Origin of the sequence: Nitrosovibrio sp. Nv6, assembly GCF_900110495.1 — a bacterium.
Classification (GTDB): Bacteria; Pseudomonadota; Gammaproteobacteria; order Burkholderiales; family Nitrosomonadaceae; genus Nitrosospira.
The window spans coordinates 118,134-136,394 of record NZ_FODX01000003.1 but is presented as its reverse complement, the minus strand read 5'-3'; the positions used below and the strand labels follow the sequence as shown (position 1 = coordinate 136,394).

Sequence of the window (18,261 nt, the reverse complement as noted above, 5' to 3'; positions counted from 1 at the left end):
CCACTTGGAACAACAAACGCAGAGATAATCTCAAGCCCGAAAGTAGTACCTTGGTCCAATTGCAAGAAGGAGATTGATGAGACATAGTATCAAAATGATACTTATATATGCCATACGAATAGTAATAGGCTTTCAGCATATGGGTGAGTGGAGAGAGTTGCGCTAATAATGACGGATGAGAGCCAAATGGAAGAGATGCCGGTGATCTATCGCATACTGGCCCATGTGAAGAAAGATGCCAATGGCGTTTGGCATGAACATTTATTGAATGATCACCTGTTAAAGGTTTCCCGTTTAGCAGCAGGATACGCTCACGCTTTTGGTGCTGGCGAATGGGCGGAACTGGCAGGTTTGTGGCACGACCTTGGCAAATATTCACCGAGCTTTCAGGATTATATAAGATCAGCCAGCGGCTATGATCGGCAAGATGCACATATTGAGGATTCACCGGGTCGAGTAAATCATTCATCAGCCGGTGCAATCTACGCCTGTAAAAAAATTGGTGCGAAGGGGAGATTTCTGGCTTATCTGATTGCAGGCCATCATGCAGGCTTGCCGGACTGGTCTTCCTCGGAAACTGGAGCAGCGGCGCTGGCACACCGTTTGGAAGCCAAAGAGCATTTGGAGGCATTACCATTCTCGGAGATTCCGGGTGCAATAACTGATCCGGGTATAGCGCCGTTGGGCAAGTCCCCAGGTGGAGCAGACGGGTTGGCACTGTGGTTGCGCATGCTGTTTTCCTGCCTCGTGGATGCGGATTTTCTGGATACCGAAGCGTTCATGGACGACAAAAAAGCGTCTGCACGCGTGGGTTACCGTAATGTGACCAGTTTGGTGGCTGACTTCGACCAGTACATGGAGAGAAAAGCCTCCGAAGCTGAACCCACGCCGGTCAACGTTATTCGTAACGATATTTTACGCCAGTGCCGTGATAAGGCCTGCGTCGCGCCAGGTTTGTTTTCCCTTACGGTGCCTACAGGCGGAGGTAAGACATTGGCAAGTATGGCCTTCGCCTTGGAGCATTCCCGTTTTCATGACAAACAAAGAGTAATTTATGTTATTCCGTACACCAGCATCATCGAACAAACCGCGGGAATATTTCGCGAGATATTTGGCGAGAACGTAGTTGAGCATCACGCCAATCTGGACCCGGACAAAGATGAAAGAGCCCGCTCTCGTTTGGCTACGGAAAATTGGGATGCTCCCATCATAGTAACGACTAACGTTCAGTTCTTTGAATCCTTATTTGCTTCCCGCACCAGTCGCTGCCGCAAGTTACACAATATTGTAAATAGTGTGGTCGTCTTGGACGAAGCCCAGTTGCTTCCACCGGAATTTCTTCAGCCCATTGCTGATGTAATGAACCTGTTAGCGGCTCACTACGGAGTTACCTTCCTGTTTTCCACTGCTACTCAGCCCAAGCTCGAATCATTCCAGTGTTTCGGCGAACAGTCATTTCGTGGCCTGGATAATCTGAGTGAAATCATCGACGATCCGGAAGCGCTGTATAGCTCGCTAAAGCGGGTAGAGGTCGATATTCCGTGCGATTTGAACACACCACGCGATTGGGAAAGTTTGTCGGCGGAGCTGGTTCAACATCCAAGCGTACTCTGCATAGTCAATCGACGTGATGATGCGCGCCAGCTTCACCGGCTTATGCCCAAAGATACGCTGCATCTGTCCGCATTAATGTGCGGTGAACATCGCAGCCGTGTCATTGCCGACATCAAGGCGCGGCTAAAACGAAAGGAGCCGCTACGCGTCATTAGCACCCAATTGGTGGAAGCCGGGGTAGACGTCGATTTTCCGATAGTTTATCGCGCGTTGGCGGGATTGGATTCCATTGCTCAGGCGGCAGGAAGATGCAATCGCGAAGGTAAATTGAATAGCCTTGGGAGGGTTGTAATTTTTGTGCCGCCAACTCCGGCCCCGCCTGGCTTATTGCGTCAAGCAGCGCAAATTTCGGTCAGCTTATTGGCTGGACCCGATCGGAATGTTCTGGGGCGTAATCTTGCCAGGCAGTTTTTCGAACATCTCTACGTGCGTGCGCCCTCATTGGACAAGCAGCGTATCACTAATCTTCTTACCAGTGACGCCCGGCAAGGCCAGATTCAGTTTCGTACCGCTGCGCAAAAATTCCGGCTGATCGACGATAGCGCCTATCAGACTATTTTGGTCCGGTACGGAACGAGTCCAAAGCTTCTCGACGAATTGGCAAGCATTGGGCCGAAGCGGGACCTGATGCGTAAGCTGCAACGCTATGCCGTTAACATACCCAAATACCTGTTCACGCAGTTGGAAAGGCAGGATGATGTGTATCAAGTCCAGCCCGGTATCTACGCCCAAGTGGGGGACAGACTTTATGACGATTCTATTGGTGTAGTGATTGATGGCGGCATCGCACCCGATGAGTTGATTGCATGAACATTAACCAGGGAAGAAAAAAAATGAAGATATTTTGTCTGGAGGTAATAGGTGATTTTGCCTGTTTCACTCGGCCTGAAATGAAGGTGGAGCGTGTCAGTTATGACGTCATCACGCCTTCCGCCGCCCGCGCGATATATGAAGCAATCTTGTGGAAGCCTGCAGTACGTTGGCAAGTAATGAAGATCGAAGTACTGAAGCCGATCAAGTGGATTACCTTGCGGCGTAATGAAGTGGGTGCGGTAGTGTCTTCCCGCAATGCCCAGGCGGCTATGAACAGCGGTAGTGGCGACCTCGGGCTCTACATAGAAGATGAGCGCCAGCAACGTGCAGGGCTATTCCTCCGCGATGTCGCTTACCGCATCCATGCCGGGTTTGAGCTTCTTCCTAATGCTGGTGAGAACAATACTTCCGGAAAATTTCTTGACATGTTCGAGCGTCGCGCAAGCAAAGGCCAATGCGTGAACCAGCCTTATTTGGGTTGCCGCGAATTTGCCGCTGCTTTCCAACTGGTTGATAGCCCCGACGCGTTGCCCGCACCTATTGGGGAAAGCCGTGATCTGGGCTGGATGCTGTACGACATGAATTACGGCAACCGCGCTAGTCCTAACCCCCGTTTCTTTCGTGCCGAACTGAAAAGCGGCGTACTTGATTTAGCCAAGGTGGAGGTGCGGGAATGATTCTTCAAGCGCTATGCGATTATTACGAGCGTAAGCCGGATTTGCCACGCGCCGGCTTTGAGTTAAAGGGCATTCCCTTCGTGATCGAAATTGATCATGCTGGCAAGGTCGTGCAAATTGAGGATACGCGCAATGTTGAGGGAAAGAAGAGGATTCCTCGCAATTTTCTCGTGCCCCAAGGGGAGAAAAAAACCTCTGGTATTGCTGCCAATATACTGTGGGACAACGCTGAATACGTGTTGGGCGTTACTAGCCGCGGTAAACCGGATAGGGTCCAGGAACAATGTGCGGCGTTTCAGGCACGTTTGGAAGAGTTGTTTTTCAAAATAGAAGATACCGGGTTAAAAGCTGTGAGCCTGTTTTTCAAAACAGGAGATAAGACACGGTTGGAAGCCGATCTGCTCTGGCCAGAAATTTTGGAAACAAATCCTGTTCTGACCTTCAGATTGAATGGTGATCTCGAATTGATTTGCCAACGCCCTGCGGTTAGGGCGGCACTTGAGGAAAATAAGGCCCCCGATACAACCCAGATACGGTGTCTAATTACTGGGGGTGCTGATAGCTTCGAGCGTCTCCATACGGCTATCAGAGGTGTTCGCGATGCGCAAACCAGTGGCGCAAATATCGTCTCTTTCAACAAGGATGCTTTTAACTCATTTGGTAAGGAGCAGGGAGCAAACGCTCCTGTTGGAAAGCGTGCTGCCTTCGCATATACCACGGCGCTCAATTATCTGTTGAGTAAGGAGAGCAACCAGCGCATCCAAGTGGGTGATGCCTCAACTGTATTTTGGTCGGAACGGCATACGGAGCTTGAGGATATTTTTGCCGACTTGTTTGATGAGCCACCGAAAGACGATCCGACAAAACAAACACGCGCCGTAGAGGCGTTATTTAAATCTCCAAATACGGGAGCATTTAGCAATTGTCATGGTGCCACCCACTTTTACGTTCTTGGTCTTGCTCCCAATGCGGCACGCATAAGTATCCGCTTCTGGTTGATTGGCACGATTGCTGACATGTCGGTGCATATTCGGCAGCACTTTGACGATCTGGACATTACCCACGCCAATTTTGAAAAACCTCATCTCTCGCTTTTCCGGCTGTTGGTTTCCACCGCTGCACAAGGAAAGTCAGAGAACATCACACCCAACCTTGCTGGCGAATTCATGCGTGCAATTCTTGCCGGCTTGCCTTATCCCGCAACGTTGTTGCAAGCGGTCATTCGCCGCATCCGTGCAGAGCAGGAAGTTAAGTACCCACGCGCAGCCCTTATCAAAGCCTGCCTGAACCGGCAGATTCGTTATTCCCGAACTCAAGAGAAGGAGATCACCGTGTCACTCGATGAAAGTAACAATAATGCGGGCTACCGTATCGGGCGCCTATTTGCTGCCCTGGAAAAAGTGCAGGAGGAAGCAATCAATCCAGGCGCCACTATTCGAGACCGTTTCTACGGGGCGGCTTCCAGCACGCCGGTTACCGTATTCGCCAACCTGATGAAGCTTAAAAATCACCACCTCGCTAAGCTGGAAGAGGGGCGTAAACGTTTCTTTGAAAAACTCATTGGTCAGATCATGTCCGAGATTACTGATTTTCCGCAGCATTTGAGCCTTGCCGACCAAGGGCGTTTCGCCATCGGCTATTACCATCAGCGGCAAGCCTTTTTCACGAAATCTGAATCCACCCCATCCAATAACAAGGGAGAATAAAAAATCATGGCACTGAACAATCGTTACGACTTCGTTTTACTGTTTGACGTAAAAGACGGCAATCCCAACGGTGATCCGGACGCGGGCAATTTGCCACGCCTGGATGCTGAATCCGGACGCGGGTTGGTTACCGATGTTAGCCTCAAACGCAAGGTGCGCAATTTCGTCGGCATGACGAAGGATCAAACTGAAATAACCGAATCATTAACAGGTGAGAAAAAGAGGTTTGAGATTTACGTTAAAGAAAAGGCCGTTCTGAACAACCAGCACAAACGTGCATACGTTGGTATTGGCAAGCCGGAACTGCTTGAAGGTGACGACAAGAAACGCAAGGGGGGCGACGCAGTTGATGAGGCGCGTCGGTGGATGTGCCGCAATTTTTTTGACGTGCGCACGTTTGGCGCGGTGATGTCATTGGGAGTAAATTGTGGTCAGGTTCGTGGTCCGGTGCAGCTAACCTTTGCCCGTTCCATTGACCCAATTGTTACGCTGGAGCATTCGATTACCCGCATGGCTGTTTCCACGGAAGCCGAGGCTGAGAAGCAGGGCGGTGATAACCGCACTATGGGCCGCAAGTTTACCGTTCCTTATGGCCTCTACATGGCCCATGGGTTTGTATCATCCTTTCTCGCCAAGCAAACTGGTTTTGGGGAAGATGACCTGGAGTTGCTTTGGCAAGCGCTTGAGCAGATGTTCGAACATGACCGTTCCGCGGCCAGAGGCGAAATGTCCACTCGGGGTTTGTACGTTTTCAAGCACGATAGCGAATTAGGAAACGCTCGCGCCCATGATTTGTTTGCCCGTATTCGTCCACAGCTAAAGGAGAGCGTAGCGGCGCCACGCGATTTCGACGATTATGGAATGCACATCAATGATGCGGAACTACCTGCCGGTGTTAGTTTGATTCGTAGAGCGGGATAATGGATCAAAGCAAGGAGGTAGCTGAATGCGAGCCGATCATGATTTCGGCACTTCAGCATTACAGCTATTGTCCGCGTCAGTGTGCGTTGATTCATGTCGAGCAGCAATTCTCCAGCAACGTCCATACAGCCAGAGGTGACGCTGTTCATGCTCGTGTTGATGAGCCGGGATGGGAAACACAGCCGGGCGCGCGTGTCGAACGTGCGTTGCCGATCTGGTCCGATCGGCTCGGATTAACGGGCCGATGTGATGCCGTAGAGTTTCGTCACGACGGCACCATCTATCCGGTTGAGACCAAGCATGGTCCTCGCAAAGCTAAAGCGCATGACAATTTGCAGTTGGCGGCGCAGGCACTCTGTCTGGAAGAAATGACTGGCACATCAGTTACTCGCGGAGCGATTTACCACCACACTTCCCGACGTCGGCGGGAAGTGATAATTACTGATGCGTTGCGCTGCCAGGTGGAAGAGATAACAGCGGCAATACGCACGCTGCTGGTGTCCGGCAAACTACCACCGCCGGCGAATGATGCACGCTGCAAGGAGTGTTCGTTGAAGGAGATTTGCCAACCGGAAGCACTAATGGCTAAGCCCGCGCAAGCAATCTTGCGCTCGTCTCTTTTTTTACCGGAGTAACGTATGCATCAAGTTCTTAATACGCTTTACGTTATGACACCTCAAGCCTACGTACATTTGGAAAATGATACGTTGCGTATAGATGTCGAGCGTCAAAAGAAAATGCAGGTACCGCTGCACCATCTTGGTTCGGTCGTCTGCTTCGGCAATATTATGGTTTCCCCCGCTTTGATGCATCGCTGTGCGGATGACGGCATCAGCCTCGTCTTGCTCGATAATAATGGGCGTTTCAAGGCACGGCTGGAAGGGGCTGCGAGCGGTAATATCCTGTTGCGGCAGGCGCAACATCGCGTCGCTGCCGATGAGCAATTGGCGCTGGCAATAGTGCAGGCGATGATTGCTGGAAAATTGCGGAATTCACGCCAGGTACTGATGCGCGGTGCGCGTGAAGCGGATGATGCAGAAGACCAAGACATACTAAGCGGGGCGGCGGAATCCTTGGCCCGTTCGATTCGTAACCTGCCAATAACAGGCAGTCTTGATGTGTTACGCGGAGTGGAGGGGGATGCTGCAAAGATCTATTTCTCTGCGTTACCACGCCTGGTGCGGCGGAACATACGCGAATTTTTCACAATGAATGGACGATCGCGCCGCCCGCCACGTGATCGCTTCAATGCACTATTATCGTTCCTCTATTCGATGGTGATGAACGATTGCCGTTCGGCGCTGGAAAGCGTGGGACTTGATCCTCAATTGGGTTTTCTCCATGCCGTGCGTCCTGGAAGGGCGGCATTGGCATTGGATTTGATGGAAGAGTTCCGCGCTATTCTAGCGGACCGGCTAGCCTTGACCTTGATTAATCGTGGTCAGATCACCTTACATGATCTCAAAGAACGCGAAGGCGGTGCGGTTTATTTGGAAGGCGATGCTAGAAAGGCGGTGGTGGTAGCATATCAGGAGCGTAAGCAGGAGGTAATTACCCATCCACTACTGGAAAAGAAACTATCAATCGGCTTATTGCCACAGCTTCAGGCTCGCTTTATGGCACGAACCATCCGCGGCGAGATGGACGGATACCTACCCTTTCTCGCGAGGTAGCCATGCTCATTATCGTAACTTACGATGTTTCAACCGAAACAAGGGAAGGGCGAAAGAGGCTCCGTCGGGTGGCGAAGGTATGCGAAGGAACAGGACAGCGTGTGCAGAAATCGGTATTCGAATGCCGGGTTAACTTGATGCAGTACGAAGAATTGGAACGCAGGTTATTAGCAGAGATTGATCAGAAAGAGGACAATCTCCGTATCTACCGCTTAACCGAGCCAGTGGAGCTGCATGTGAAGGAGCATGGAAACTTCAGAGCGGTAGATTTTGAAGGACCTCTGGTCATTTGATGCGCGAACCTCAAGCGATGGCAATACACCAGGGGTATTCGCGCTTTATCCAAGTGCTTGGCAATTATGAACAATTCTCTTCACATTCTATGTTTCACCTCGATTGTTCCGGCTGGGGATAAAGGGTTCGCGCATTCGCAACAGAATTTTCTGTTGCATGAAGGTGTTGTAATTGTACTGTAGCGCCCGGCCAAACCGCCGGGCGAGGATTGAAACCTCAAAGCACAAGCTGTTCTCCCGCCCAGCCTGGCGTAGCGCCCGGCCAAACCGCCGGGCGAGGATTGAAACCAAATCGGGCGGCATTTTCCAATCCGTTATCCAGCGTAGCGCCCGGCCAAACCGCCGGGCGAGGATTGAAACCCGTATAGTCTAGTAGCCCACCGCCGAAGCTATTGGGTAGCGCCCGGCCAAACCGCCGGGCGAGGATTGAAACGCCAATGCAGCCAGGGAGTTTCAGGGGGTGATCAGGTAGCGCCCGGCCAAACCGCCGGGCGAGGATTGAAACTTACAAATACAGCGACAAGGGCAAGGAGTCAGATTGTAGCGCCCGGCCAAACCGCCGGGCGAGGATTGAAACGCTTCGAGGATGAGGTTGAGTGGCTACGGAAGAAAGTAGCGCCCGGCCAAACCGCCGGGCGAGGATTGAAACAATAAATCTGGCGGGAAAGTATACCGGGGACTGGTCGTAGCGCCCGGCCAAACCGCCGGGCGAGGATTGAAACAGTTCGGCCTGGAAGTCGTAGCCAATCAGCTCGTGTAGCGCCCGGCCAAACCGCCGGGCGAGGATTGAAACGTCTGGCTGCTCGAAAAAGGCTCGGCAGCCTGGATGTAGCGCCCGGCCAAACCGCCGGGCGAGGATTGAAACGGGGATGTGACTGACGTGGTCAAGGTCAAACCCGGCGTAGCGCCCGGCCAAACCGCCGGGCGAGGATTGAAACGCCCTACTCGGCTGGATGGATAACAGAGATCGGGCATGTAGCGCCCGGCCAAACCGCCGGGCGAGGATTGAAACATCCATCAGTCCGGCTGTGGCTGGCACGGTTACAGTAGCGCCCGGCCAAACCGCCGGGCGAGGATTGAAACGATGTGGTATGTGGCGTTGTGTTGGAAATGATTACGTAGCGCCCGGCCAAACCGCCGGGCGAGGATTGAAACCTGCGGATATACCCATGCGCGGGTTACGCCAGCGGTAGCGCCCGGCCAAACCGCCGGGCGAGGATTGAAACCGGCATAAGCGACTGGTACGACTATTTCTTTGAGGTAGCGCCCGGCCAAACCGCCGGGCGAGGATTGAAACTCGCAGCGGCAACACCATCACCGTAACCGGAAGCGTAGCGCCCGGCCAAACCGCCGGGCGAGGATTGAAACTTGCCGCGTAGCAAAACTTCAACACCCGGCACGCCGTAGCGCCCGGCCAAACCGCCGGGCGAGGATTGAAACAGTATTGGGCAGGAAAGCACTCAAGGCTCGCGGAAGTAGCGCCCGGCCAAACCGCCGGGCGAGGATTGAAACTGTTGCGGTGCACGGGCATGTTGAGTATGACGATGTAGCGCCCGGCCAAACCGCCGGGCGAGGATTGAAACGCAACAGCATGGGCAAAGGTAGCAAACCTTTCCGGCGTAGCGCCCGGCCAAACCGCCGGGCGAGGATTGAAACATCAACGGTGAAGGCAGCTGGGACGCCAACCCGTGGTAGCGCCCGGCCAAACCGCCGGGCGAGGATTGAAACCCCCAATGCGCCACATGTCGGAGATGTCATCAGATGTAGCGCCCGGCCAAACCGCCGGGCGAGGATTGAAACAGACTTATTGTCGAGTGCGATTTCGAGGAAGCGCAGTAGCGCCCGGCCAAACCGCCGGGCGAGGATTGAAACACAGACACGTTCGGAGTGCGTCCTGTGTCCGGCACGTAGCGCCCGGCCAAACCGCCGGGCGAGGATTGAAACTTCGCCGGATCGCCCTTGCCCAAGGGGATGATGGGGTAGCGCCCGGCCAAACCGCCGGGCGAGGATTGAAACTCTTATCAGCCAATTGGCCTATACGGAAGCCCGCGCGTAGCGCCCGGCCAAACCGCCGGGCGAGGATTGAAACAAGATTAAACGCGTCACCCCGACGGGTCAAATCGTAGGTAGCGCCCGGCCAAACCGCCGGGCGAGGATTGAAACATACAATTTTTAGCCGGTTCCATATCCGCGTTATGTAGCGCCCGGCCAAACCGCCGGGCGAGGATTGAAACAAACGGGACTTGCCGCCGTATCGACTGGCGCAACGTAGCGCCCGGCCAAACCGCCGGGCGAGGATTGAAACACAAGTCCGTAGCAGTTGTTCTCCCGGTCCCGGCGTAGCGCCCGGCCAAACCGCCGGGCGAGGATTGAAACAGCGATAACCGCTATGTGCTCGCGCGATTCGCGTTGTAGCGCCCGGCCAAACCGCCGGGCGAGGATTGAAACTAGTTGAGCTTGTTTGTGTTCGAGCAGGAACGGAGTAGCGCCCGGCCAAACCGCCGGGCGAGGATTGAAACAATAAACGTGCTCACGGCCTCGATAAACTCCATGCGGTAGCGCCCGGCCAAACCGCCGGGCGAGGATTGAAACCGCAAAAGAGCAACATTCCCCGTGGTCGTAGATGCGTAGCGCCCGGCCAAACCGCCGGGCGAGGATTGAAACATAAAAACGTAAAAAATCACTACGCTCTCCTTGCGGTAGCGCCCGGCCAAACCGCCGGGCGAGGATTGAAACTCAACACCATATTTACGTATGGCGGCATGAACCGGGTACGCCCGGCCAAACCGCCGGGCGAGGATTGAAACCGCGCAAGGGAGTTGCCTACCTTGATATCTCATAGTAGCGCCCGGCCAAACCGCCGGGCGAGGATTGAAACACGGTGGCCAAGGCCATGCAGCTCGATATCCTTCGGTAGCGCCCGGCCAAACCGCCGGGCGAGGATTGAAACAGTTGCGCGCTGGAGGAAATAAGTCCGCGATTAGGTAGCGCCCGGCCAAACCGCCGGGCGAGGATTGAAACTGTATCGCTGCCCATGGTACGTCCAAGTAAAAGGGTAGCGCCCGGCCAAACCGCCGGGCGAGGATTGAAACGGAAAGTTGGCCGGGATTTGCGCGGAATATCTCCAGTAGCGCCCGGCCAAACCGCCGGGCGAGGATTGAAACCCGCTATTGTAGGGATGGGTAACCTGTTCGGCTCGGTAGCGCCCGGCCAAACCGCCGGGCGAGGATTGAAACCCCACAACAAAAGGTAACACGCTGCATGAGGCTGGTAGCGCCCGGCCAAACCGCCGGGCGAGGATTGAAATTTGTTAGTAGGTGTTGATGAGCGGATAAAAAACTGTAGCCAGGCGATGATTAACTGTACGACCACCAGCCGTAACTCGGCGTATCCAAATTTTACACGAGCACAGACGCGTCCGCTTTTTCTCTCCGCCTGACCCATAGCCCAACCAGAAGCATTCCCGCCAGCATCATGGCGTAGCTCTCCGGTTCCGGTATGGCGGCGATCATCCCCACTTGGCCGTTGATACTTACCAGGTACAGGTTACCGGCAGCATCTTCGCCGAACGAGGTAATCCCACCGGAAATGCCGGTTGGGGACAGCAGTTCCGCAGTGCGGTCGGCGAGTGTCGTGTTGGGGTCTGCGGGATCGAAGGACATCACCTTGTCGTTCACGAAGTCGGCGAAGAAATAAGTACCTTCCAGCCCTTCGATCTCTGATCCACGATAGACATAGCCGCCGATGACCGAGCCGCCTTCGTCAGTATGGCTATATTCATGAATGGGTGGTGTGTGATTTGGAATCTCGGGGTCGTCAGGAAAATTCAACCGTGTGCCTTCAAACTTGCGCCACCCATAATTGCCGCCAGCGACGCCAATGTTGATCTCTTCGCGTGCGTTTTGCCCGACATCCCCGATATAGAAGGTGCCGGTTTCGCGGTCGAAACTGTCGCGGAACGGATTGCGCAGCCCATAAGCGTAGATTTCAGGGTTGCCGCCGGCAACATTTCCCTCCGGTATCGCATAACCGTATTGGGTAGGGTCACCAGGCGAACGATCGGTAGACACGTCGACGCGCAGAATCTTGCCGAGATTCTCGGAAAGATTTTGCGCGCGATTTCCGGGATCATTGCGGAACCCGCCGTCGCCGGTGGCGATGTAGAGGTTATTTGCTTCGCCGGGGCGAAAACCGATCCACCCGGCCTTGTGATTGTTGAACTCGGGTTGCGCGACAGTGAGTATAGTTTGGGCGCTTGTGGCATCTGCTACGTTTGGTTGAGCCGTGCCCACCTGATACGTAGCGACTACCGTATTGAGGGTAGTCTTATCGATATAATCGACATAAAAGCGGTGGTTGGAAGCAAAATTTGGATCAAATGCCATCCCGAGCAGGCCACGCTCGCCCTCGGTATTGACCGAGTCGGATAAATCCAGGAACGGGGTTGGCAGCACCGCCCCATTTTGGAGTACCTTGATCAAGCCGCCCTGCTCAACAATGAACAGTCGCGAATCTCCGGCGGGTGCGGTGGCGAACAAGGGCCGGTCAAGGCCGGTTGCGACGATCTGGGTTTGCAACTGTTGCCCGAAAGCGGGTTGTACCCAAGCGGTAGCGGTAAAAACCACGGCGAACAAGGCAGAAAATGATTTGGTTATCATGATAGCTCCTCGGAACGAGTTGTAGTGGGTACAACCAGGCGCCGCAAAAAAGAACCGCGGTTCTTATTTATATAGATAACACAAATCGGGTTGTCAAACCGGGAACGATAATTTATGGAGGCGTGCGTGAAAACGAGACTATCAGCGCCGTCGAGGCCCTTGATGCGATATTGCAAAACGCGTTTTTGCCCTCTATAACGATGCCCACCTTCACTCGAAATCGGTGCTACTGTCGCTGTATTTGCAAGCGGAAAATGGCGACAATACCTGTCTTGTTGTCCGAATTATTGATCACGAAAGTTTCCAATTTGCCGTATTACATTCGGTCGGCATTCAGTCAATTCCGAAAAAGGCGTCCAGCGTGATACCCAGCAGCGCTGCCAAAACCAGAAGTACGATAGAGCCAGCAATAGCCGACAGAAAGCTATAAAGAAAGACTCGTCCATAAGACATGTTCCAAAAGCGCTTGGAAGTTCTAAGGTTATGAGTAAATGAATAGATAGACGCACCAATCATAAGGAGGCCGCCGAAAATTTGCGATACCTGAGCCACGACCTGCGCCAAACCCAGTAATAACCACGCCATTCCCCCTATGATTGCACACATGGCAAGGTAACTATGGAAAGTTCTATTAGCGTGAGAAACATCCCTCAATATCTTGTATTGCACAGTAGTAAAAACCAGAAAAAAGACCAGCATCAGCAACGTGTCAATGACCTCGTCAGCGAGGTTCGGCTCTCCTTCCAGTAACGGCTCCGACAATTTTGTAATCGCAAGCACCGCATAACCGAACTCCATAAAGCGGAATGGACTAACGTTTACTTCCTTGTTTACGATCCGCATCGTTTCATTCGTCGGCGATGGCAGGATTTTGAAGAATAGGGCGATGAAGTTTTTTTTCTCGCCCAAAACAAAAAACTCATCCACGAGTTCTTTGGCCCCGGCAATGACAGTCCCGCGTATAGGTCTCTGTTCAGAAGCTATAGGGGGTACAAACTGAGGCGGCTGGGGTTCTGAATCGACTTCGAACTGGAACTCGGGGCCATGAAGTCCGAGTCGAACGCGATCGCCAGAAACGAGACTGATGCCGGACGTAAGTTGCTTGTCGTTGACATACGTCCCGTTTGTGCTGCCGAGATCGGTGATGCGATACCCGTGTTTCGGATCGGCGTCACACACAATCCTTGCGTGCAACCGGCTTACCGAACCATCGTTGTCGTATTTGACGTTGGCTTTGGAACCTCTTCCAATGCACAGTCCCTCGGGATTATCAAGAATGAATTGTTCAATCAGTCCTGCTTTTGAACCGCTCAAGTGCTTGATGTGCACGTGTCCCATGTTGCGGCCGTAAATTAATGGATAAGAACTAAAGCAGCAGATTTCCTATCTGACAAATTGAAATATAGTTTATCGATTCGGGTAATCAAGGTATTTGCGTGCGCACACTTCAATAGAACTCTTGCCCGTATGCACTTATAGCCAGTAGCCGCATGGTGCCGATTGGGGTAGCGCTATATTTGCTATATTCCTGCTCATAGCAGTCACCCAAAGTAAAACATCATCTTGAGCTTTTTGAAGCACATCTGATTGGAAGCAAATCAGGTATTGCCCGAGCACCGTCCATAACGCTGCGGGAAAAAATACGCGAGCGTGGTGTCTCCTGTAAATAAAAATCAGGTTGCTATACTGGAGTACATGCTCGTTCCCTTATGCCTATTGCCGGAGGCTACATGATCCATGAGGTAAGGGGCGATATCCTGTTGAGCCATGCTCAGGTTATCGTCCATGCGGTTGCTCCCCATGACCATTTCGACCAAGGTCTGGCCTTGAGTCTGCGTCAGCAATGGCCAGCTCTTGTGAAGGATTTTCGCCACTTCTGCCACACCGGGCAGCCCAAATCCGGCGAAGCGTGGGTATGGTCAGGCGCGATGAGCAAGCGTGTCGTCAGCCTTCTCACCAATGAAGCTCCAAAAAACAGTGAGAGCAGGCCGGGGCGCGCCAGGACTGAGTATGTCGATCGCGCGCTGCGCGAACTGCGGCATCTGTTGGAAAGCGGAAGGTTTGCCAATGTCGCACTGCCGCGCATCGCCACGGGTGCAGGCGGGCTGGATTGGCAAGTGGTAGAGCCACTGATCAAGCATCATCTCGGTGAGTTGGAATTGCCTGTCTACGTTTATACGCATTACGAAAAAGGACGCCAGGCGAACGAACCGGGGCTGAGCATTCGCGGCGGAACTCAAAAGAAATAGTGGGGCTCAGTGTGACTTTGCAACACGCAACAACTACCGGGTTTTCGTGAGCGGACGCAAGTACAACGTCTGCTCGGGCGGGCCAGGAAGGAACGGCGTCGGTTTGCCCTCGACCCAATCGCCGTGCCCGCTGCCATAATAAGGTGAGAGCGGGTGTCCGCTCTGTCCGCCGGGCATTTCGAAATAGCCATGCTCTTCACTGCCCGGTGCGACCGCCGAACGATTCGAGGCGCCAAAGCGAGGTGATTGCACGCGCGGCATCTTGCTGTCGCCCGGCAGCGCATCCTTTGGCATATCCAGCCAGCTCTCGGCAAACGCCGGCAGAGCCCGGCTGAGCGGATGGCGGATGCTTGCCGTATTGCGTTCACCCCAGGTACGAGCGGCGATACCGCCCGGCCGGCTTTGCATATGCTCAGCCACATGTTTCGCGCATCTGCCGAGCAAATCTTCCCAGTCGCTATAAACCGGCAGCAACAGGTGCTGGGGGCGACGCTCGATCAATGTCCATACTGCCTGTTCGGCCTGGGTTAACGTCGGGAGCGCAAAATCGGGATCGTTTTGGCGGACCGCTGCTTCAAAACCGTCGAGTACCCTATGGATAACCTCCTGGCGGAAAGCGCGTACCAGGCGGTAGGCAACTGATTCCGTAGATGCATGCCCATCCCAATCTCGAAGCGCTAGCTGCATCTCGGCGCGCCATGGCGCTGCTTCCGCCTGGTTCAGTGTCAGTTCGAGAAGTTGCCGCCAGCGTGTCAGGAACAATGCGCGATCATCAAGCTGAATTGCCAGCATATCGCCAGGTGAGAAGTGCTCGCGGTCGTATAAGTCGTCGCGGATCTGCTTTGCGCGCGCGCCAAGATCGTATCCGCCGTCACCCAGCCTGTCGAGCATGATGCCGTCAACAGTACGCGCATTCGCGGTCCAAAGACGCTGCCCTGGCGGATCAACAATAAGCGGATACTGCATAGGTAGGAGCCAGCCGTTCCATCCCGTATCCGGTGCGCTCCAATCCGCAGGGAGTGTTGGATCGTAGTTGCCCGTTCGCGCTGGAATTCGGCCGGCGATGGTCCAGGCAATCTTGCCTTTCCGGTCGCCAACGATAAAGTTTTGCGCCGGAATCCCGGCATTTTGTGCAATTACAATTGCCTCGTCTACCGTTTCCGCCTCATCAAGCTGAGTGAGCTCCATGTTTACCGCGTCGAGCCGGTGCGCGGTCCAGGCCAGCGCGAGTGGCGCGCCATCGTGGTCGGCAGCCAGGATTGGACCCCACTCGGTCTCGTACACTTCAAGTATCTCATCCGGCGCATAGCGCACATGCAAGACTTCACGGTGAACGGCAATGGATTTCCACCCGGTCGCGCTTCGGTAGCGCAAAGCATCAGCAGGGTCTGGCGTGATTCTTGCCCAGTCGATGAAATCGCCATAACTGTTTGTAAAGCTCCAGGCGATCTGGCGATTGGAGCCGACGGCGATTGCGGGTGTGCCCGGCAGGCTGGCGCCGATGACGTCATTCATTTGTCCGGTATGGCGTGAATTGGGATAGATCAGGCGTGTGCGGAACCATATATTCGGTACACGCAATTCCAGATGTATGTCGTTGGCGATCAGTGCGGCGCCTCCGGCCAGTTGGCCGGAGACTGCGAAGCTGTTACTGCCGGGAAAGTCATCAACGGGCTCATCGGCGCTGCGCTCATCGATGCGCGGCATGATGCCGGGGTCGAGCTTGCGCAGGTCGAGTTCGTCGGCGGAAGGAGGTTCCGGCCATTGAAACGCTGTGCCGATGAGCGGGGCGTCCCAGGCGCCGCCGCTGAAGGTGAGAAAACGGTAGGCAGCTTCCGGGAGTGCCGAGCGCATCATGGAGAAGTCCAGTTCGCGCAGATCGCTCGCCTCATTCAGCGTGAAATACATCGCTTGCACAACCAGTATGCTGTCCTCGCTGCGCCATGCAACGGGCTGCATTCGTGTCAGCAGATATGGGAACGGACGCGTCATAAGCGCATCCAGGCCCTGATTTACCCCATCTCGATATACGTCGAGCATTTGCCGTTGTTCGGCCGGCAGATTCGCCAGTGTTGCCGATGCGCGTGCGCGCATGCGGTGTTTCCGCGCCTCGCGGTCGACCGGCAAAGCGGCTGCCCCGAACAATTCGGCCAGTTCGCCCGCTGCTTTTCGCCGCATCAAGTCCATTTCGAAGAAGCGTTCCTGTGCATGGACGTAACCGAGCGCCCACGCCAGATCATGGCGATTCTGCGCGCGGAGTGTCGCGCTGCCAAGAGCATCGCGTTCCACAGAGACCGGTGCAGACAGGCCGGTTACGCTAACCGTCCCGTCATATTGCGGCAGGCTGCCGCGCAGCATGAGCCAGCCGCTGCTGCCCGCTAGCAGTACCGTCAGGATAAGAAATGCGAGCAGAAAACGGTAGATCGGGCGGAGCGCAGCAGTCATGAAAACGGGTATGGGGAAACACGGGCAACGCGCGTCATGGAGGATTTATCAAGGTGCCTTAACGATGAGCAAGGCGCGTGAGAAATCCGCGAGCTGTCGGCCAGCAAGCTCAAGAAGAGCTGAGCTTTTGCCGAATGAACTCGATGCGCTCGCGGTTCACGCCGAGATCCGACTTTCCGAGGCGAGATGCCGATCGGACTTGAATGACATTCGCATCTGGATCAAACCAGAACTCGGCATCATCCACATACTTCATGAGGCGGGTGGTGAACTGCGCGTAAATGTAGCCTGGTTCCCTTTTGACTATATTCGCGCCGTCCATGGCTTCGATAATGCCGGCAATGCGGTCGAGCGTGGCGTCGGGGTCACCTTTCAAAGGCAGAGGCGCTATGTCCGCGTAAGCGCGCTGCGGATGATCGGGGTAGAGCGAGGCCTGGCTGGATACGCTGTTGGGTGTTTGCGACGGAGGCTTGAGCTTCCCGTCGCGCACGCCGAGATCGGCAGGCGGTGTTCCCTTGAGGAGTCCGAGTTGACCGGCAACCAACCCGGCAATGGCGACAAGGGCAATGACGACAAGCGCCCATTTGACTATGAACACATCAGTACCTCGCTGGCAGAATGACGTGATAGAGGATGGATGGGCATGGATCTGCTCCCGCACTGGCAACGTAGTCATGATTCGACATCACTCGGCTTAGAGCTCTCATCCTCCTCCTACATCGTCGATTCTAGCGGATTTTGCTGAATCATCCTTCTCCAATAACGCTTTCCGACTGCAAGCTACGGGGCAAACTACTTGGTTTTACTGTTTGCCAGAACGAATTCCGCCAGGCGTTGAGCCGGCTCACCCTTAATATTGGGAAAGGCTGTCATCCCCATGCTTCCTTTCTGAACCTTCTGAATGATGGCATCCTTGTTTGCCATCTTGGCATCTATTGTCATCACGCTGCCAGCCGATTCCGGCTTGTGGCATTTTGTGCAGTTTGCATAAAAGATATCTTCTCCGCTGGCATTTTCCTGCGGGGTGTAATTATCGGTTTTTGCGCAGCCTGCCAGGCTCACCAATGCGGAAACCGTCAACAACAAAGCCATTTTCTTCATTTTTGCACTCCGATTTTACAGGATGGAAATTCCATCATTTTAAACTGCCAAGGGTGGGCATTATATCGTTCTATCCGGTAATAAAGGTACTTATAGCACTGGCACGGCGCT

The 18,261-nt window shown here is 54.2% G+C and carries 13 protein-coding genes and 1 CRISPR repeat array; of the genes, 8 read left to right on the top strand and 5 right to left on the bottom strand.

The features are described from left to right. Positions 1 to 186: 186 nt before the first annotated feature. The 7 genes from BMX66_RS09315 to cas2 are packed head-to-tail and all read left to right on the top strand — an operon-like array spanning position 187 to position 7,697. A complete protein-coding gene (locus tag BMX66_RS09315; protein ID WP_090881689.1) occupies positions 187 to 2,424 on the top strand; it encodes a CRISPR-associated helicase/endonuclease Cas3 in 2,238 nt (745 codons plus the stop codon). Continuing rightward, positions 2,421 to 3,104, top strand: a complete 684-nt coding sequence (cas5c, locus tag BMX66_RS09310) for a type I-C CRISPR-associated protein Cas5c (RefSeq protein ID WP_255398889.1) — start codon at positions 2,421 to 2,423, stop codon at positions 3,102 to 3,104. Before BMX66_RS09315 ends, cas5c begins: the two co-directional genes overlap by 4 nt. Next, the gene (cas8c, locus tag BMX66_RS09305; RefSeq protein ID WP_090881449.1) at positions 3,101 to 4,810 is read left to right on the top strand and encodes a type I-C CRISPR-associated protein Cas8c/Csd1; all 1,710 of its coding nucleotides are present in this window, start codon (positions 3,101 to 3,103) and stop codon (positions 4,808 to 4,810) included. Before cas5c ends, cas8c begins: the two co-directional genes overlap by 4 nt. 3 nt (positions 4,811 to 4,813) lie before the next feature. After that, entirely contained in the window at positions 4,814 to 5,731 is a 918-nt protein-coding gene (gene cas7c / locus BMX66_RS09300; protein WP_199679309.1) for a type I-C CRISPR-associated protein Cas7/Csd2, read from the top strand. 38 nt (positions 5,732 to 5,769) lie between these two features. Beyond that, entirely contained in the window at positions 5,770 to 6,366 is a 597-nt protein-coding gene (gene cas4, locus BMX66_RS09295; RefSeq protein ID WP_255398888.1) for a CRISPR-associated protein Cas4, read from the top strand. 3 nt (positions 6,367 to 6,369) lie between these two features. After that, positions 6,370 to 7,404, top strand: a complete 1,035-nt coding sequence (cas1c, locus tag BMX66_RS09290; RefSeq protein WP_090881441.1) for a type I-C CRISPR-associated endonuclease Cas1c — start codon at positions 6,370 to 6,372, stop codon at positions 7,402 to 7,404. 2 nt (positions 7,405 to 7,406) lie between these two features. Then, complete coding sequence (cas2, locus tag BMX66_RS09285) at positions 7,407 to 7,697, top strand: CRISPR-associated endonuclease Cas2 (RefSeq protein ID WP_090881438.1); 291 nt, start codon at positions 7,407 to 7,409, stop codon at positions 7,695 to 7,697. 179 nt (positions 7,698 to 7,876) lie between these two features. Then, positions 7,877 to 11,004: a CRISPR direct-repeat array (repeat unit 37 nt; unit sequence GTAGCGCCCGGCCAAACCGCCGGGCGAGGATTGAAAC). Between the two features lie 91 nt (positions 11,005 to 11,095). Here cas2 and BMX66_RS09280 read toward each other — a convergent pair. Next, positions 11,096 to 12,355: a PQQ-dependent sugar dehydrogenase gene (locus BMX66_RS09280; RefSeq protein ID WP_090881435.1), complete on the bottom strand. Its 1,260-nt coding sequence runs from the start codon at positions 12,353 to 12,355 to the stop codon at positions 11,096 to 11,098. Between the two features lie 333 nt (positions 12,356 to 12,688). Then, positions 12,689 to 13,693 carry an FHA domain-containing protein gene (locus BMX66_RS09275; protein ID WP_090881432.1) on the bottom strand — a complete coding sequence of 335 codons (1,005 nt, stop codon included), beginning with the start codon at positions 13,691 to 13,693 and terminating at the stop codon, positions 12,689 to 12,691. Between the two features lie 392 nt (positions 13,694 to 14,085). On the opposite strand from BMX66_RS09275, the gene BMX66_RS09270 reads away from it, so the two are divergent. Beyond that, on the top strand, positions 14,086 to 14,604 hold the full coding sequence (locus BMX66_RS09270) for a macro domain-containing protein (RefSeq protein WP_090881685.1): 519 nt from the start codon (positions 14,086 to 14,088) through the stop codon (positions 14,602 to 14,604). 33 nt (positions 14,605 to 14,637) lie between these two features. Here the strand turns inward: BMX66_RS09270 and BMX66_RS09265 are convergent, their stop codons facing one another. The 3 genes from BMX66_RS09265 to BMX66_RS09255 form a co-directional block, all read right to left on the bottom strand. Continuing rightward, a complete protein-coding gene (locus BMX66_RS09265; RefSeq protein ID WP_090881429.1) occupies positions 14,638 to 17,049 on the bottom strand; it encodes a penicillin acylase family protein in 2,412 nt (803 codons plus the stop codon). 109 nt (positions 17,050 to 17,158) lie between these two features. Then, positions 17,159 to 17,725: a DUF1499 domain-containing protein gene (locus tag BMX66_RS09260; protein ID WP_255398887.1), complete on the bottom strand. Its 567-nt coding sequence runs from the start codon at positions 17,723 to 17,725 to the stop codon at positions 17,159 to 17,161. Positions 17,726 to 17,841: 116 nt separating this feature from the next. Then, on the bottom strand, positions 17,842 to 18,150 hold the full coding sequence (locus BMX66_RS09255) for a c-type cytochrome (RefSeq protein WP_090881426.1): 309 nt from the start codon (positions 18,148 to 18,150) through the stop codon (positions 17,842 to 17,844). Positions 18,151 to 18,261: the final 111 nt, after the last annotated feature.

Excerpts from the sequence above, each read along its gene's own strand:
- cas2 (WP_090881438.1), top strand. The coding sequence starts at position 7,407 with ATGCTCATTATCGTAACTTACGATGTTTCAACCGAAACAAGGGAAGGG.
- cas8c (WP_090881449.1), top strand. The coding sequence starts at position 3,101 with ATGATTCTTCAAGCGCTATGCGATTATTACGAGCGTAAGCCGGATTTG.
- BMX66_RS09255 (WP_090881426.1), bottom strand. The coding sequence starts at position 18,150 with ATGAAGAAAATGGCTTTGTTGTTGACGGTTTCCGCATTGGTGAGCCTG.
- cas4 (WP_255398888.1), top strand. The coding sequence starts at position 5,770 with ATGATTTCGGCACTTCAGCATTACAGCTATTGTCCGCGTCAGTGTGCG.
- BMX66_RS09315 (WP_090881689.1), top strand. The coding sequence starts at position 187 with ATGGAAGAGATGCCGGTGATCTATCGCATACTGGCCCATGTGAAGAAA.
- cas1c (WP_090881441.1), top strand. The coding sequence starts at position 6,370 with ATGCATCAAGTTCTTAATACGCTTTACGTTATGACACCTCAAGCCTAC.
- BMX66_RS09265 (WP_090881429.1), bottom strand. The coding sequence starts at position 17,049 with ATGACTGCTGCGCTCCGCCCGATCTACCGTTTTCTGCTCGCATTTCTT.
- BMX66_RS09280 (WP_090881435.1), bottom strand. The coding sequence starts at position 12,355 with ATGATAACCAAATCATTTTCTGCCTTGTTCGCCGTGGTTTTTACCGCT.
- cas5c (WP_255398889.1), top strand. The coding sequence starts at position 2,421 with ATGAACATTAACCAGGGAAGAAAAAAAATGAAGATATTTTGTCTGGAG.
- BMX66_RS09270 (WP_090881685.1), top strand. The coding sequence starts at position 14,086 with ATGATCCATGAGGTAAGGGGCGATATCCTGTTGAGCCATGCTCAGGTT.
- BMX66_RS09275 (WP_090881432.1), bottom strand. The coding sequence starts at position 13,693 with ATGGGACACGTGCACATCAAGCACTTGAGCGGTTCAAAAGCAGGACTG.
- BMX66_RS09260 (WP_255398887.1), bottom strand. The coding sequence starts at position 17,725 with ATGACTACGTTGCCAGTGCGGGAGCAGATCCATGCCCATCCATCCTCT.